18 protein-coding genes are annotated in these 11,945 nt (G+C 72.9%); 14 read left to right on the forward strand and 4 right to left on the reverse strand.

The window, feature by feature from the left end:
• The first annotated feature begins 70 nt into the window (after positions 1-70).
• From ACW14Y_RS42670 to ACW14Y_RS42705, 8 genes are all read left to right on the forward strand, one after another.
• Positions 71-820, forward strand: coding sequence for a hypothetical protein (locus ACW14Y_RS42670; protein ID WP_456989106.1), 750 nt, complete (start codon positions 71-73; stop codon positions 818-820).
• A 31-nt stretch (positions 821-851) separates the two neighbouring features.
• The gene (locus tag ACW14Y_RS42675) at positions 852-1,085 is read left to right on the forward strand and encodes a hypothetical protein (protein WP_456989108.1); all 234 of its coding nucleotides are present in this window, start codon (positions 852-854) and stop codon (positions 1,083-1,085) included.
• 89 nt (positions 1,086-1,174) lie between these two features.
• Complete coding sequence (locus ACW14Y_RS42680; protein WP_456989110.1) at positions 1,175-1,414, forward strand: hypothetical protein; 240 nt, start codon at positions 1,175-1,177, stop codon at positions 1,412-1,414.
• A 119-nt stretch (positions 1,415-1,533) separates the two neighbouring features.
• Entirely contained in the window at positions 1,534-1,905 is a 372-nt protein-coding gene (locus tag ACW14Y_RS42685; RefSeq protein ID WP_380300730.1) for a hypothetical protein, read from the forward strand.
• A gap of 25 nt (positions 1,906-1,930) precedes the next feature.
• On the forward strand, positions 1,931-2,443 hold the full coding sequence (locus ACW14Y_RS42690; RefSeq protein WP_456989112.1) for an AAA family ATPase: 513 nt from the start codon (positions 1,931-1,933) through the stop codon (positions 2,441-2,443).
• 363 nt (positions 2,444-2,806) lie between these two features.
• The gene (locus ACW14Y_RS42695; RefSeq protein WP_456989114.1) at positions 2,807-3,325 is read left to right on the forward strand and encodes a hypothetical protein; all 519 of its coding nucleotides are present in this window, start codon (positions 2,807-2,809) and stop codon (positions 3,323-3,325) included.
• Positions 3,326-3,433: 108 nt separating this feature from the next.
• Complete coding sequence (locus ACW14Y_RS42700; protein WP_456989116.1) at positions 3,434-3,979, forward strand: hypothetical protein; 546 nt, start codon at positions 3,434-3,436, stop codon at positions 3,977-3,979.
• A 28-nt stretch (positions 3,980-4,007) separates the two neighbouring features.
• Positions 4,008-4,451, forward strand: a complete 444-nt coding sequence (locus ACW14Y_RS42705; protein ID WP_456989118.1) for a hypothetical protein — start codon at positions 4,008-4,010, stop codon at positions 4,449-4,451.
• A gap of 73 nt (positions 4,452-4,524) precedes the next feature.
• Here ACW14Y_RS42705 and ACW14Y_RS42710 read toward each other — a convergent pair whose 3' ends face one another.
• Together ACW14Y_RS42710 and ACW14Y_RS42715 are read right to left on the reverse strand one after the other, a co-directional pair.
• Positions 4,525-5,352, reverse strand: a complete 828-nt coding sequence (locus ACW14Y_RS42710) for a hypothetical protein (protein ID WP_456989120.1) — start codon at positions 5,350-5,352, stop codon at positions 4,525-4,527.
• Positions 5,352-6,143, reverse strand: coding sequence for a ParA family protein (locus ACW14Y_RS42715; protein WP_456989122.1), 792 nt, complete (start codon positions 6,141-6,143; stop codon positions 5,352-5,354). The genes ACW14Y_RS42710 and ACW14Y_RS42715 overlap by 1 nt, the downstream gene beginning before the upstream one ends.
• Before the next feature lie 837 nt (positions 6,144-6,980).
• Between ACW14Y_RS42715 and ACW14Y_RS42720 the strand changes: the two genes are divergently transcribed.
• Complete coding sequence (locus ACW14Y_RS42720; protein ID WP_456989124.1) at positions 6,981-7,712, forward strand: GNAT family N-acetyltransferase; 732 nt, start codon at positions 6,981-6,983, stop codon at positions 7,710-7,712.
• A gap of 41 nt (positions 7,713-7,753) precedes the next feature.
• Positions 7,754-8,368 carry a hypothetical protein gene (locus tag ACW14Y_RS42725; RefSeq protein ID WP_456989126.1) on the forward strand — a complete coding sequence of 205 codons (615 nt, stop codon included), beginning with the start codon at positions 7,754-7,756 and terminating at the stop codon, positions 8,366-8,368.
• A gap of 154 nt (positions 8,369-8,522) precedes the next feature.
• Here ACW14Y_RS42725 and ACW14Y_RS42730 read toward each other — a convergent pair whose 3' ends face one another.
• The gene (locus tag ACW14Y_RS42730; protein ID WP_456989128.1) at positions 8,523-8,978 is read right to left on the reverse strand and encodes a hypothetical protein; all 456 of its coding nucleotides are present in this window, start codon (positions 8,976-8,978) and stop codon (positions 8,523-8,525) included.
• 12 nt (positions 8,979-8,990) lie between these two features.
• Between ACW14Y_RS42730 and ACW14Y_RS42735 the strand changes: the two genes are divergently transcribed.
• The 4 genes from ACW14Y_RS42735 (at position 8,991) to ACW14Y_RS42750 (ending at position 11,363) form a co-directional block, all read left to right on the forward strand.
• A complete protein-coding gene (locus tag ACW14Y_RS42735) occupies positions 8,991-9,845 on the forward strand; it encodes a DUF4238 domain-containing protein (protein WP_456989174.1) in 855 nt (284 codons plus the stop codon).
• Positions 9,842-10,099, forward strand: a complete 258-nt coding sequence (locus ACW14Y_RS42740) for a hypothetical protein (protein WP_456989130.1) — start codon at positions 9,842-9,844, stop codon at positions 10,097-10,099. Before ACW14Y_RS42735 ends, ACW14Y_RS42740 begins: the two co-directional genes overlap by 4 nt.
• 201 nt (positions 10,100-10,300) lie before the next feature.
• Positions 10,301-10,930: a hypothetical protein gene (locus ACW14Y_RS42745; protein ID WP_456989132.1), complete on the forward strand. Its 630-nt coding sequence runs from the start codon at positions 10,301-10,303 to the stop codon at positions 10,928-10,930.
• Between the two features lie 211 nt (positions 10,931-11,141).
• A complete protein-coding gene (locus tag ACW14Y_RS42750) occupies positions 11,142-11,363 on the forward strand; it encodes a hypothetical protein (protein ID WP_456989134.1) in 222 nt (73 codons plus the stop codon).
• Positions 11,364-11,518: 155 nt separating this feature from the next.
• Here ACW14Y_RS42750 and ACW14Y_RS42755 read toward each other — a convergent pair whose 3' ends face one another.
• Positions 11,519-11,941: a hypothetical protein gene (locus tag ACW14Y_RS42755; protein WP_456989136.1), complete on the reverse strand. Its 423-nt coding sequence runs from the start codon at positions 11,939-11,941 to the stop codon at positions 11,519-11,521.
• Positions 11,942-11,945 lie beyond the last annotated feature (4 nt).

An 11,945-nucleotide genomic window follows, 5' to 3' on the forward strand; every position in this document is an offset into this window, starting at 1 on the left:
CCCCGGCACCCGCCGGGGCGGGCCACGAACCCGCGCACACCCCACCGACCTCACCAAGGAGCAGCACCCCGTGAACCAGCACACCGAGCCGACCACCGACTCCGAGGAGCAGCCGAGCGTCAGCGTCCGTGAGGCGGCCGGCCGCCGGGTCCGCGCCCTGAGCGCCCCGGGCGGCTGGCTCGACGAGCGCCGCCGGGAGCTGGCCGCCGGCCTGGACGACTTCGCCGGCGCCGAGCCGTGGGTGCGCGGCCTCGCCTACCTGATCACGATCACCCTCGCCGTCCTGGTGCTCGGCACCGTCGGCGGCATCCTGCTGAACGGCGCCGGCGCGCTGGTCGGCGCGATCCACCTGCCGCAGGACCTGCCCGCCGACGGCGACGGCCTGCGCACCGCCGTCACCGGCCCGATCCACACCTACCTCGCCGCCCACACGCCCGCCCCGCTCACCGCCGCCACCGCCTACGGCGCCTGGAAGACGGTCGGCCTGGTGGCCGCGCTGCTCGCGTTCCTCACCCAGGGCGCCGTCGCACGCCTCGCCTGGACGGCCTGGTCCTGCGCCACGCTCGCCATGGTCTGGCAGGCCACCCCAGACACCGGCCGCCCCGTCGCCACCGGCCTCACCGCCGCGGGCATCGCCGCCGTCAGCCTGTTCGCCCTGCGCGGCATCAGCTTCTCGCTGCGCCCGACCGTCATCAACCGCACCGACGTCGCCCCGCAGATCACCGTCCACACCCCCGAGCCCCAGCCGACCCCCGCCCCGACCCCGGCCCGGCTCGCCGCGCTGCCCAACCCCGCAGCCCCCTTCGACCACCGCCACTGAGCCGACCACGACGACCGGGAGCAGCCCGCCCGTGCCCGAACCCCTCCTTCCCCACCCCGTCCGGCTGACCGCCGTCATCGCCCAGCGCGGCCAGGCCCTGGCCGCCGACGTCGCCCAGCTGCGCGCCGACGCCGACCGCCTCGCCGCCGGTCTCGCCCGCGGGGTCAGCACCGCCGACACCGAACGGCTCACCGTCCTGGCCCAGCGCATCCACGCCCAGGCGTCCCGGATCGAGGGCCTGATCGACGCCCGCAGCCTCACCTGACCACCCGCACCGCCGGGGCCGGCACCCACCGCGCCGGCCCCGGCCGCTCCCCCTACCTGCCGAGCACCGACCACCGGAAGGCACCCAACGTGGCCCTGGCCGTCTCCCGCGACGCACAGATCGCGGCCCTGTACGAGAAGCTCCACCATCGCTCCGCCATCCTGGCCGGCCTCACCCCCGGCACCCCCTCCCACACCGGGATACAGGCCGAGTGCGACGCCCTTCACGCCGAGATACGACGCCTGCAGGCCGCCACCAGCATCTCGCCGAAGACCGTCCTCGTCGGGCTGGCCGTGATCCTGCTGATCCTCTGGAGCGCCGTCCGCTGACGCCCGGGCACTGACGCTGCCCACCACCGCGCCCGCCGCCCCCGCCAGCCCGGCCGGGACGGCGGGCGTCGTGGTGCGCGGCGCGGCCGCCCGGCCGCACCGAACACCGGAGGGAACCCATGACCACCCAGACCGCCGAGGAGTACTACGCCGGCCACATCCAGGACCTGCGCGACTACGGCGCCCGGCTCGTCACCACCGGACCGCGCCCCGACCACGCCCTGGTGTTCACCCTCAGGGACGGCCACCACTTCCTGCCCTTCCCCAACCAGGCGCGCACCGCCACCGTGAACGCCGCCGTCCGCCGCGCCCGCAAGCACCACACGGTCCACGAGTACGACACCACCGACCGCAGCGGCGCCCAGGAGCGCGTCGTCTACATCCGCCACGCCGCCGGCACCTGGAGCAACGTCCAGGACGTCGTGGACATCTACGTCATCCCCCTGGAGACGCCCCGAGCTGTGGGCCCGACCGCCGTCCTCGCCCGCTGACACCCGCCCACCGAAGGGACCGCCCATGCTCTCCACCCAACCCTCCGCCCTCGACAACGTCCTGGCACCGGCCGAACGCGGCGACCTGGTCGTCATGATCGGGGCCAGCGGCTCGGGCAAGTCGACCCTGCTGCGCCACCTCCCGCCCACCCAGGTCGTCAGCCTCGACAACCTGCGCGCCGTCGTCGCGGACTCGGCCGGCCAGCAGGAGGCGACCGCCGACGCCGTCCTGCTGCAGACCCAGATCCTGGCCATGAGGCTGCGACGTGGCCTGACGACCTGGGTGGACAACACGTCGGCCGAGGCACACCACAGGGCACAACTGGTCGAGCTCGGCCACCAGCACGGCCGCCGTGTCGTGGCGACGTGGGTGGACGCGCCCCTGCCGGTGTGTCTGGCGAGGAACGCGCAGCGGCCGACCGAGCGCCGGGTGCCGGAGGACGTCGTGCGCAGGCAGCACCGCATGGTCCGCTCCGCCCGCGAGCTGCTCGCCGGCGAAGGGTTCGACGAGATCCGCCACCACCGCACCGGACACTGACGCTGCCCACCACCACGCCCGCCGCCCCCGAGCCGTCCAGGCCGGGACGGCGGGCGCCGTGGTGCGCGGCGCGGCCGCCCGGCCGGCACCCGACCCGCTCCCCCTCGGAGGCACCCGTGACCGACACCCTGCGCACCCGCCTGGCCCGCACCGCCCTCGACACCGCCGACAGCGTCGCCGTCGTCACCGCCGCCGCCGCCCCTCACCACCTACCGCACCCTCACCACCCACCCCGCCGACATCCGCATCACCCTCGCCCTCGCCACCGGCGCCCTCGCCGCCGCCCTCACCGACCACCACGCCTACCAGGCCCTCGCCCCCCTGCGCCGCCGCCTCGGCGCCGAGCACCACAGCCCGGTCGGCGTGACGCCCCCGCCGGCGACCCCCGAGCAGCTGGCCGCCGACGTCCGCGCCGACGCCGCGCAGCGCGCCGCCTCCGGCGCCGCCCGCCTCGACTACAGCCACGGCGCCCTCACCAAGGCGGAGAACTGGACCGGCATGGACGACGGTTCCGCGACGTGCGAGATCACCTCCACCGCGCGCCTGCTCGCCGTCCCCCGGCCGACCGACCGCGACGGCTACAACAGCCGCACCTTCCTCCTCGCCCGGGACGGCGAGGAGCCGGTGCAGATCCACACCGTCGCCGAGCTCGCCGCGCTCCTGGACGGCCCCGCCCCGGCCGCGGCACAGCCCGCCGACGCCGACAGCGAGGACGGCGACGGCTACCCGTGGGCCGCCCTCGGCCAGGACCTCGCCATCGCCGAACTCCTCCCCGCCGACACCGACGCCGACGCCGACGCCGACTTCGACACCGAGGGTGGAGCCGACGAGGACGAGGACGTCGACCAGGAAGCGGAGGCCCACGCCGCCGGCCTCCTGTAGCCGACCGCCCCCTGCCGCCGCACCACCCCACCCGACCACCAGCCACCACCCCGGCCCCGGCCCGCACCCCAGCAGGCCGGGGCCGACCCGCCGAAGGAGACACCGCAGATGACCACCACCCCCGCCATCACCCCCGTCGGCCGCCGCGGCCTCTTCACCACCGACCCCGACCAGCGGCTGCGCCCCGGCACCCCGGACAAGGCCTGGGAGCTGTGGCTCACCGGCCCGAACACCCTGCTGCCGATGCCCGACCTCGCCACCGCGCTGATGGCCGCCGCCGAACACAACGCCCTGGCCGCCGACCTCGACGACGGCTCCCCGCTCCAGCCCGCCACCCACGCCGTCGTCCTCCGGAACGGCTACGCCTGGCGCCGCGAGGGCGCGGCCCGCTCGGGCGCCGGCGTCGCCGTCCCGACGCTCTGCTGGACCGCCTGCTGCTCGGTGTGCGGCGACCTGGTCGAGGACGAGTACATCCCCCACCACGCCACGCCCGAAGGCGCGGCCGCCGACGCCGCCGGCCGCGAGTGGCACGAGCGCCCCGACGGCCGACTCGTCTGCGACCGGGGCGACGAAGCCCACGACGCGGCCCGCGCCCAGGTGCTCCCCCAGGACAGCGGCGGCGAGCCGGACGAGAACCAGCTCGCCCTCCTGTAGACCCGCCCGGCATTCGATGGAGGACCGCATGCACCGCACCGTCATCGCCCCTCGCCCGGACAGCCCCGCGTCGCAGGCCGTCGGATTCGACCTGGACGGCACTCTGACGGTCGACCAGGGTTGGCAGGCAGGCCGCATCGGCCTGCCCCAGCCCGGTGCGATCGAGGCGCTGCGCACCGTCGCCCGGCAGCGCGCCGTTTTCGTTTTCACCGCCCGACCGGAGCGCTGGCTGCCGGAGATCGCTGACTGGGTCACCTGGTACAGCGGCCTGTCGGCCTTCGTCGACCCGGATCCCTCGAGGGCGTACTGGACCGTGGTGGGCGGTCCGATCCTGGTGACCAGCACCAAGTTGGGCGCGGCCGCGTACGTGGACGACCGCGCTGTCCACCACGCTGGCGACTGGACCGACACTCTCGCCACCGTCAGCCACGCGATCGGCCTCGACCATGCGGGCGTTCCCGCTCCGGCCTGACCCCCGGCACAGTGAAGGGCCCGCTTCCCTCGGCTATAACGCCGGTGGAAGCGGGCCCTTTTGCGTTTCGGGCCTACGCGGTGGCCGCGTCGATGTGACGGCGAAGGCGGCGGCGTACGTCGCCGGACTTCTCGTAGCCGGCCAGGACCGCGTCCCCGAGATCCGGGTAGTGCTGGAGTGCGACGGCAAGGTTCTTCGGGGTCAGCAGCGCGCTCGCCTTGCTGAGGGCGGCGAGACCGTCGCGGATGGCCTGTACCTCCGCCGGGGCCTCGCCCACCAGCTCGGCGTCCACGATGTCCGGACCGCCGCCCGAGCCCGTGGTCCGTGAGGCCGGGGTGTAGTTCAGCTGGTCGCGGACCTGCTCCAGCTTCTTCGCTGTGACATTGCCCGGCAGTGCCCTGGTGGTGGAGAGGATCTGACGGGCGGCCTCGTCACCGTGCTGGCGCACCACCACGGCCAGGAGTCGGACCTGCGACTCGGGGAGCGCCGATTCCACAATTGTGGAAACGGCCGTCATGACCAGGACGATGTCCATCAGCTGATAGGCGCGCGAGAGGCTGTAGCCCCAGCGGCCCTTCACGTAGGACTTGAAGTCCGAGTACCCCTTCTGCGTGAACAGGATCGGCTCGCTGCGGATCATCTCCAGCGCCATCCCCGCCCGCATCTCGAAGCGGGTCTTGGCAGCCTTCACCGTCTCTGCCGCGTCCTGGCGGGCGGATTCGATGATCTCCTCGAGCCCGGCCAGCCGCTCGGCCGGAGTCGAGCCGAGCGAGGCCGGGTCGAACTGGTGGGGAAGTCGCGCGTCCCGGGTCGCGACCGTTCCCGTCTTGCTCGTCCGGCCGGTGCCGAGACCGGCCGCGACTGTCGGGTCGACCTTCTTGACCGTGAACGTCTTCGCCATCAGGCCACCAGCCCGGAGGCCTTGGCCAGGTCGCGGAACATCTGCGCCACGTCGCTCTTGGGGGCGTACTGCGTGATCGTCTTCCGCTGGTTGCGGGCCTCGGCCAGTATCGACCGCACCGGGATCTCCGCCAGGACCTGCGGGCCGGCCGACTTGAGCTCGTTCATCACGGCGCCGTTGATCGCGGACAGCGGGAGCATCACGCGGTTGATGATGAGCCCGCGGACATCGGGCGCGGGGTGCTCCAGCTCGGCGGAGAGCGTCTCCATCTGGCCGAGCAGCAGACTCAGGGCGTCGATGGAGAACTCATCGACGTCCACCGGGATGAGCAGCGAGCCGGCGGCGTACAGCGCGGCGTCGGTGTCGACATCCAGCCCTGGACGGCAGTCGATCAGGCAGACGTCGAACATGCCCTCCAGGTGCCGCAGGACCCGCCACAGCCGCTCGTGGGCGGCACGCTCGCCGTGCAGCTTGCGCGGCAGCGAGAACATGTCGAGGGAACTCGGGATCACGTACAGGTTGTCGGAGTGCTGATGGACGAGGGCCCTGGCCTGTTCGGCCGAGCACCCGTTCAGCATCGCCGTCGGCATCGTCAGCGGCCCCTCCAGGCGGGGGATGCCGAGGGCGGTGGTGAGGTTGCCCTGCGGGTCGAGATCCACCAGCAGGACCCGTCGACCGTGCTCGGCGAGGGCACCGCCGAGGTGGATCGTGTCCGTGGTCTTCCCGACGCCGCCCTTCTGGTTCAGGATCGCGACCACGTGCATGGTGGCCGCTGCCAGCATCTCGTTCATGCGGGTGAGCGTATCGGCAGCGGAGGGCCGGACCGGTAGCCGCCGTGCCCCCGGCTCACCCGGAGGTGACTATCCGCTCGGGCCGGACCGCTCGGAGGCAGCCGGTCCGGCGCGGTCCTCACGGCGATCGGCGGTCGGCGGCTGGAGCCTGGGCGAGCGGGGCGGGCAGTGCGGCGAGGTGTGCGGTGGTGCCGGGGCGTTCGTGGCCGGCCGCGACGAGCGCGCGGCGGGGGCGTAGAGGTGCCAGCCAGCCTCGCTGTGGGCGCGGTGGGTGAGGCAAGAGGCGAGGAGGCTCCCGCCTTCGGCAGTCCGGCGGCGTCGGAGCGGCGACGCCGGACAGCGATGACCTTCGGATAGAGGGCGATCCAGAACGAGGGAAGTACTCCGAAGTGCCACCCTTCTGAGCCGGGTCGGCTGCGGTCCTGCCGAAGTGATGACATGCCTGGTCACGGCGCCTACAGTGGGGCGCCTGATCACGGAACGGGGAGGACAGCATGAACACTCGTGTAGGCAAGGACACGATCTGGGGCCTCGGCTCGCCGGACTCGACGTGGGGCACCGTCGACTCCTCGTGGGGCGTGGACAGCGGTTGGAACCTCCACACCACATGATGCGCGCGGAAAACTGGGAGGCCGTCACCTGAAGGTGACGGCCTCCCAGTGCCTTCTCGGGGCGTCGCCAGCGCTTACCGCCGACCGACGCACTGCCCCGTCGGTCCGACCGCTCGCCCGCTCCACACCGCCTCCCGGGCTCGAGCCGCGCTGAGCACCGTGGCCGCGCCGGACCAGTTGCCCCAAAGGCCGGTGCACGGTGCCGGGGGGTGGCTACGGTGCTCGCATGGCGAAGCGAGCGGCACGGGCGCGCGGGGGCTCCACCCCGCCGCAGCGGGTGACCGGCAAGCGGCTGGCAGAGGGCTGGCCCGGACCGGACGGCGGGCGGGTGAGGCTGGCCGGGCCCGGGGACGCCGATGAGGTGGCCGCGTTGCTGAAGCTGGCCGACGTGGAGCTGGACGCCCGGTACGGCAGGGCCATCGAGGCGGGCTCCGTCTCCGCCACCCTGCGGACCGCCCTCGACAGCGGTCCCGACGCGCTGATGGAAGGAGCCGTCACCTCGCTCGCCGGCGCCAGCTTCGCCGACGGGATGCCGCCGCTGGCCCTCGCCCTGGTCGCCGAGGACTCCACCGGCCGCGTGGTCGGCGCCCTGGTCGCCCACCCGCCGGCCCCGCTCATCTCCCGGCTCCTCCAGCGGGGCGCCGGTCCCGGGGAAGCGCTGCTCCCGGCCATCGCCATCGCGAAGATCGGCGGCCTGGCGGTGGAGGAGGACGCCCGCGGCGCCGGCCGGGGGACCCTGCTGCTCAAGCGCGCCGTGCAGGTCTACCGGCAGCTGCAGTACCCGCTCCTCTACGGCCAGTTCAGCACCGCCTCCGCCCACCTGGAGGCCTTCTACCAGGCCGCCGGCTTCACCCCGCTCGCCGACGGCGAGGGCCTGAGCATGGCCGAGCGTCTTGGCCTGCCCTACGGCGTCGAAGGCACCCCGGGCGAGCGGCTGTTCTTCCGCTGGCGCCGCTAGCCCCGCCGCACCGCGCTCTCCTCCGACTGAAAGGTGTCATCATGGCCGCCACTTCCGACGACGGCTTCGACCAGGCGTTCAGCGCGTTCAGCGACCTCGGCGAGTTCTTCGCCGACACCTCCCTGTCCGACGGGTTGCTGACCGACCGCAGGGCCGCGCAGGCCGAGATCGTCGACAAGACCTTGGCGATCGGCATCGCCGAGCAGGACAGCGAGATCGACACGGACAGCATCGCCGCCCTGTACCAGCTCAGGCAGCACGCCCAGGACCGCGCGGCCCGGATCGACCTCGCGCTCGACTTCGTCGACGCCAGCCGCCTGTGGCTGCGCCTGCTCGAGGCGGAGACGGTGCACGGCATGGAAGGCGACCCGGCGGAGATCGCCCGCCGGGCGAAGGGCCTCAGGGCATGGAGCTCCCAGCTGATCGGTGTGCTTCGCGCCACCGGCGCGGTGGTCAGCCCGCAGACCGCACGGGCCGCGGTCGCCCCGCTCGTGGACCGCGACGTCATCCTGCGCCAGCCCCGCGAACGGGCCGAGGGCTTCGCGCGGGGCGAGGGCCAATCGCTCGTGCAGACCGCCAAGGTCCTTGCCCTGCGTGAGGAGTACGCCGACCTGGCCCTCCTCGCCGTGGGCGGCAAGGACAGCGCCGGCGTCTGACCCACCAGCGCATCGCGGGCGCCGGAAGGGCCGCCACCTTGACGGTGGCGGCCCTTCCGACGTGCTGTGCCGGGTCGCATCAGTGGTCGCGTGCGGAGCTCGTCGGCGATCCGGTCGAAGTCGGGGGTGGTCACCGCCTCGGCGGTCGGGGGTTCTAGCGGACGTGGTTGATGAAGACCCTCGAGCCGTCGTGGCAGTCGATCGTCGCTCCGTGGCCGACGGCCGGCGGGACGGTACGGGTGGAGTAGAGGTCTGCGGAGGCGATCTCGCCCGGGTCCGCCGCGAGCCACCGGGCGACGAGGGCCCGTTCGACGGTGGCGGGGTCGTCGGTGAGGGCGGCCGGGGCCTCCATCGCGGGCGGCTTCTCGCCCAGGACGGAAGCCGGGTCGTCCCCGCCGCCCAGGTTCTCGCCCGGAGCGCTCGTGACGGCGATCTGCCAGTGCGACGTCCGCCCGGCGGCCTCGACGGTGATCCCGAAGGGGTGCCGGGTGTGCCCGCCGTCCGCGAAGGTTCTCGCGGAGACGCCGGGGAGGCCGGTCCAGAATGCGATGGAGTTCGGGCACTCAGATGAGTCACCATGGCTACTGTGAGTGACCCAAAGAAGCATCACTACGTGCCCCAGATGTATCTGCGCCTCTTCGGCGCGGGCCCGGACGAGAAGCCGCAGGACAAGGAGGTGCAGGTGGTCCGGCTGGCTAGCGGCCGCTCCACCAAGGAGCGCGTCAAGAACGTGGCCGCCTCGAACCACTTCCACCGCGTCGAGGTGGCCGGGGAACGGAACATCCACCTGGAGACGGCGGCTGCGGCCCTGGAGGACGACGTGGCTCCCGCGTTGAAGGAGCTCGCGGATCGCACCCAACGCCGGTGGCCGATTCCATCGGAGACCCGCCTCAAGGTCGCCCTCTTCATCACCTTCCAGCACCTCCGCGGCCCGATCGCCCGAGACGTTCTGCAGACCGCCCACGAGCTGATTCCCGAGCTGATCCGCAGCCAGGGGGGCGAGATCGAGAGTACGGAGCTGAACCTGCCCCTGGAGCACGCGGCGTCGATGCTCGGTCCGGCGTTGCCCAGCGGAGCGGCCGAGCTGTACGACCGGCAGTGGAACATCATCGACTTCCAGCGCAAGGGGCTGGCGACCTCCGACGTCCCGGTCATGCCGCTCGCGGACGAGCACACCACCGACCGGACACCGATGGGCCTGATGACACCGGGCGGACTGTACGTGCCGCTGGCCCGGCGCACTGCCCTGATGATCAGCGGGCCCGGGACGAGCGAGCGGGACGATGCCCAGCTGGCCGGCAACACGCGAACGGCCCGCTGGCTCAACGAGACGACGATCCGGTGGGCGAGGGACGACCTGTTCCATCACCCGGAGGACGCACCTCTGCAGGGCATCGAACTTCCCGGTCCCCGTCGGGGAGAACTCCGCTGGGAGTACGTGACCAGCGAGATGTTGGACTCCTTGGGCGAGCAGTGAAGCGCCCCGACCTCACCGCCGTCCAGTGCGTCAGGCCGGGAGGCAAGACCGTGTGGGCCGAGCTCAGCGTGGCGGCCCCGCTCGACTCGGCCGCACTCGCCGACGCCGCCCACCGGGAGGTGGTGCCGGACGGCCCGTTGCCCGACGGCCACCTGCTCGTTGAACCGGTCGAGCGCCCGGACCAGGGCGTGCGGTTGTGCCTGCTCCACACCGTCCGGCTTGTACACCCCCACGGCCCGGACGCTGCAGCGTGACCACGCTGGGGCAGCCGGCCCGTACGCGGCCCGGCTGCCCCAGCGTCGTGCTGGCAGTGCACAGCCCGACCCGGCGGGCAGCCGACGGGAGAGGCCCGCAATCCGAGCACTCGAAGGACGGCCATGGCAGGGTCCAAGTCCCGTAAGGGCAGCAAGGCCAGGGCGAGCAGGGACAGCAGAAGCCGAGCCGCAGACAAGAGCGTGACCGAGTGGTTCGGCAGCGCCGTACACAGCACTCAGGGCCTGATGCACCTCGATGTCCGCGCGGCCGGGAACGGGCTGCTGCTCACCGCCTTCCCGGCCGAGGCAGGTGACCGCACTGCGGCTTGGCAGCTACGCCTGCGCAACAACGACAGCGCGCTCCTGAACGAGGTGGCCGCAGCGCTCCGCGCCGGAACCGGGCACCAGTTTGGGATGGGCGACCGCTACTACGCGTTCTTTCCCGCCCCTCACCAACCCGGGATCGGCTCTCTCGTCCACGCCCGATTCAGACCCGATCCCGAGGCTGCCCCCGAGATCCTGATTCGCGCCGACCGGCCTCTGGCGCTGTGGGCCGAGGCCGGCACCGCGATGGAGGAGATCATCACCAACCTGGACACGACCCTGCCGCCCGAGCACTGGGAGCAGGAGGACGCCCGAACGTGTCCAGGCTGCCTGCGCCCCGTCTACGACAGCACGGAGTTCGTCGGCATGTTCATCGGCGCGGGGATGCCGATCGTCGGAGTGTGCCGGTTCTGCATGAGCGGACAGACACTGAGCATGGTCCGGGCGGCGGGCCTGATGATCCCCGACCAGCAGCGCGCGGTCCTGGAGGCGATGGCGGGCGCGTAGCGCACAGTCCCTCCTGACCGGCCCCGGCACCGCCACGGCGGTGCCGGGGCCGAGCCATGTCCGCGTGAATTACCAGTCCAAAAAATGAGGCCCCAACGTGAGAGGGGGACACCCCACGCCATGCACGTTTCCGCACGCGGGCCTGCTGTCATGTGGACTCTCCGTGCCTCGAAGGGGTGAAAGAACAGACCTCTTCCAGAAGGAGGGCGCGATGTCGCCCGTTCAGACCGTCCTGCTGTTCCTCGCCGAGGCCGTCACCGATCCGTCCGGCCCGCAGGCCGCCGCTCTCGGCCGCGCGATCCGCAACGTCGGCTTCGCCGCCTCGGGCGTGGCGAACACGGTCGCCGCGATCCGCCTGCTGCGCCACCGCCAGCCGTCGGCCACCCCGGCCTACGAGACGTGCCGGACCCGCCCGGCGACCGACACCGAGTAGGCCGGCGAGCCGTCCCCGCGATCTGATCATCAGGGGCTTACCGCTAGCCACGTCCCAATTGATCCCCGAAGCCCAAGCCCGCCGGGGCGAGGGTGTAGATCTCGTCGGTGATCCGGTCGAAGTCGGGGGTGGTCATCGACTCGGTGGCCCGGGGGCTAGCGGACGTGGTTGATGAAGGCGCGGGATCCGTCGTGGAGGTCGATCGTCGCTCCGTGGCCGACGGCAGGTGGGGCGGGGCGGGTGGAGTAGAGGTCTGCGGAGGCGATCTCGCCCGGGTCCGCCGCGAGCCACTGGGCGACGAGGGCCCGTTCGACGGTGGCGGGGTCGTCGGTGAGGGCCGGGACCTCCATCGCGGGCGGCTGCTCGCCCAGGACGGGCGCCGGGTCCTCCCCGCCGGTCAGGGTCTCGCCCGGGGCGCTCGTGACGGCGATCTGCCAGTGAGAGGTTCGGCCGGCGGCCTCGACGGTGATCCCGAAGGGGTGGCGGGTGTGCCCGGAGTCCGCGAAGGTCCTCGCGGAGGCGCCGGGGAGGCTGGCTGCGGCGTCGAGGAGCAGGTGCTGGACGCGGGCAGGGCGCATGAGG

This window comes from Kitasatospora sp. cg17-2 (assembly GCF_054031055.1).

What these genes read in the sequence shown, in the direction of transcription:
- ACW14Y_RS42685 (WP_380300730.1), top strand. Translation starts at nt 1,534, where the DNA reads ATGACCACCCAGACCGCCGAGGAGTACTACGCCGGCCACATCCAGGAC.
- ACW14Y_RS42690 (WP_456989112.1), top strand. Translation starts at nt 1,931, where the DNA reads ATGCTCTCCACCCAACCCTCCGCCCTCGACAACGTCCTGGCACCGGCC.
- ACW14Y_RS42700 (WP_456989116.1), top strand. Translation starts at nt 3,434, where the DNA reads ATGACCACCACCCCCGCCATCACCCCCGTCGGCCGCCGCGGCCTCTTC.
- ACW14Y_RS42705 (WP_456989118.1), top strand. Translation starts at nt 4,008, where the DNA reads ATGCACCGCACCGTCATCGCCCCTCGCCCGGACAGCCCCGCGTCGCAG.
- ACW14Y_RS42710 (WP_456989120.1), bottom strand. Translation starts at nt 5,352, where the DNA reads ATGGCGAAGACGTTCACGGTCAAGAAGGTCGACCCGACAGTCGCGGCC.
- ACW14Y_RS42715 (WP_456989122.1), bottom strand. Translation starts at nt 6,143, where the DNA reads ATGAACGAGATGCTGGCAGCGGCCACCATGCACGTGGTCGCGATCCTG.
- ACW14Y_RS42720 (WP_456989124.1), top strand. Translation starts at nt 6,981, where the DNA reads ATGGCGAAGCGAGCGGCACGGGCGCGCGGGGGCTCCACCCCGCCGCAG.
- ACW14Y_RS42725 (WP_456989126.1), top strand. Translation starts at nt 7,754, where the DNA reads ATGGCCGCCACTTCCGACGACGGCTTCGACCAGGCGTTCAGCGCGTTC.
- ACW14Y_RS42735 (WP_456989174.1), top strand. Translation starts at nt 8,991, where the DNA reads ATGTATCTGCGCCTCTTCGGCGCGGGCCCGGACGAGAAGCCGCAGGAC.
- ACW14Y_RS42750 (WP_456989134.1), top strand. Translation starts at nt 11,142, where the DNA reads ATGTCGCCCGTTCAGACCGTCCTGCTGTTCCTCGCCGAGGCCGTCACC.
- ACW14Y_RS42755 (WP_456989136.1), bottom strand. Translation starts at nt 11,941, where the DNA reads ATGCGCCCTGCCCGCGTCCAGCACCTGCTCCTCGACGCCGCAGCCAGC.